Annotated in this window: 2 protein-coding genes and 1 pseudogene; all 3 read right to left on the bottom strand. The window is 33.8% G+C overall.

The genetic code is table 11. From position 1 onward, the window contains the following. Nucleotides 1–156: 156 nt before the first annotated feature. A complete protein-coding gene (locus QZ055_RS09140; RefSeq protein WP_295826411.1) occupies nt 157–1,179 on the bottom strand; it encodes a DMP19 family protein in 1,023 nt (340 codons plus the stop codon). Nucleotides 1,180–1,305: 126 nt separating this feature from the next. Then, nucleotides 1,306–1,884, bottom strand: a complete 579-nt coding sequence (locus QZ055_RS09135; protein ID WP_295826409.1) for a hypothetical protein — start codon at nt 1,882–1,884, stop codon at nt 1,306–1,308. Nucleotides 1,885–2,095: 211 nt separating this feature from the next. Next, nucleotides 2,096–2,471 (bottom strand): annotated as a pseudogene (locus tag QZ055_RS09130) (SMI1/KNR4 family protein); the annotation flags it as partial.

Here is a 2,471-nt window from a genome sequence, read left to right as displayed (position 1 = left end):
TTCAAAATCGATATGATGGTCACGTAAACAATCATATACGCCTTGTTTATCTAACATGTAATACCTCTAATATATAGTTTACGCTTGGTGAAAGTAATATTTATAGTCATATTTATAGTCATATTACTATTATATGACCTAATTAACCCACCAAGTCTATTCTCGAACTTTATAGGTACCATCAAATACAAATAATTCAGGATGTTCATGTACGAATGTGTCTTCATAGATTCCATCATATTCATATACTACATCATCTTTTTTATCGAGAAAATCGAACAACTCCTCTTCATTCTCCCAGTCTTGTAAAATAGTCCATCGCTCAGCTCGATCAAATGGAATAGAACCGCCAAAGTAATCGATTACGGATTGTAAATTATCTGCTAATGGAGCCATCTTGAAGAGGCGTAAGCCAGCAAGAGCATCCTCCCATACAATGCCTGTAGAGTTATAGAAGAACTGATGATGTCCACCATTATTAACCTCTGCAAAATACCACGATATAGCATTAAGATATCGTTGCTCTAAAGTAAAACCTTTAGCAGATTCTAAATAGTCATCATAAGAACCATAAATATTGATAGTCCAATAAGCAGGCTCATTGATAGTCCACATATCATCAGTTGCTAAAATTTCTTCTACAGTGATAGTTCGATGACGAGGTACACCTTTCCGTTTCTTCTTTTTAGCTGCTACATACTCATTATAGGCAGCACATAAATCAGGATAATCAGCTTCACATTTTTCAAAGTCCATTTGCATATAGCACATATCCATGACTTCAAAACAATACGATTTTATATCATCTAGTTCAGATTCCGTAGCTAACCGTACACCCCGATCTACTAACCTTAGCATCTGTTGCATAGTATCAGATGTGTACGCTTCATTATTATCTAAAACAATAGATCCATACGCATAGGCACAGCGGTAATACCACACCGCATCACGATGTGCTTCATCAATAGCCTCTAATACCTTAATTGCCTCTTTTTCATTACCATTATTGTTATAAGCTCTACCAAGCTCTCCTAGCAGAGGTATAGATAAATTTTCTATGCCCACACTAGTTAACACATCAATAATAGTTTTTACGTTTCCACTATCATTAAGATCTTTAACTGTTTGTAACTGTTCAGCATTAGATAAAGATAAAAACTGTTCAACACTTAAAGACATACAACACACGTCCCCTCATAGCACAAATATGTATATGAAATCATCTTAAGATAATTATAACAAACAACACAAAACTATGGGTTACAGATTTTAAAATAATAGTTAATGACAAAAACAGCTATTTAACTAGCTACCGAGCCATACAACAAATACAGGAGTACCTTCATCATCATCGTCGATATCATCGCTATCGTCACCATCGAATTCGTGGTCATCATAAGCTAGATTTTCAAAGAATACATGATCACCGAGCTCTTTATTGGCCATTAAGTTATGTAGCTTGAAAAGAAGCTCTTCAGTAGTAAAGTACTGTCCATTATCTGCTTTAAGACGAGCATAGATTTCAACTTGCCACATACCGTCTTCTTTATCGTATTCTTCTAATTCATCATCTTCGTATAAGTATTCATTAGGGTGAAGCTGACTTTTACTTTCAATCCAAGCTTCATAGCTTACCAAAATTTCAGGCTCTACTAATGGCGGTAAATTATCACGATTAACGTTATGCTCTTCTAAGCATTCATAAAAAGCCTTAAGAAACTCTTCTTTAGTATAAGTAGTTTTATTGAACACCCAAGGAATTCCCTTAAACTCATGATAGTAACCTTCATATATTTTATTACCATCTTTATCAGTACCAAGATATTCAATCTGCTCTGCATTCTCATCCTTGTTAAACAGGTTTTTTATGGCATTAAAAATCATAAGATAATCCTCCTTGTAGTCATTTAAACAATGCTTTGATTTCATTATTCATAATATATTCCTCAATATTGTAAACTAATCTCATATAAAATAACGTAGCCCAAAGCACAAAATTATAATAATTTAATCTAATTTATTACTGTTATAAATTTCCGTGTATAGTAAAAGCCCTTCGCATAAGCGAAGGGCTAATATATTATTTCTCTATTAATCAACTACCACAGCAAATATAGAATACAGGTATGCCATCTTCATTATCTATAAGTCCGTAACCTTCACATTCATGGCCTTCATATTCAATACCTTCAAAGAATACATGATCGCCTAATTCTTTATTGGCCATCAAATTGTGCAATTTAAAGAGTAATTCTTCTCTAGTAAAATATGTACCATTATCCGCTACAAGATGAGCCATAATTTCTACCTGCCACATGCCATCTTCTTTATCTTCTTCCAGCAATTCTTCGTCTGTAACACGTTCATTATCAAAAAGTTGGTCTTCACTTTCAATCCAAGCTTCATAGGTTACTAGAATTTCAGGTTCTTCTAATCTATCATCGTCATCTGCTTGATCATCATCTACATAT

It is taken from the genome of uncultured Veillonella sp. (assembly GCF_905209685.1).
Taxonomy (GTDB): Bacteria; Bacillota; Negativicutes; order Veillonellales; family Veillonellaceae; genus Veillonella.
This window is presented reverse-complemented; position numbering and strand designations above follow the sequence as displayed.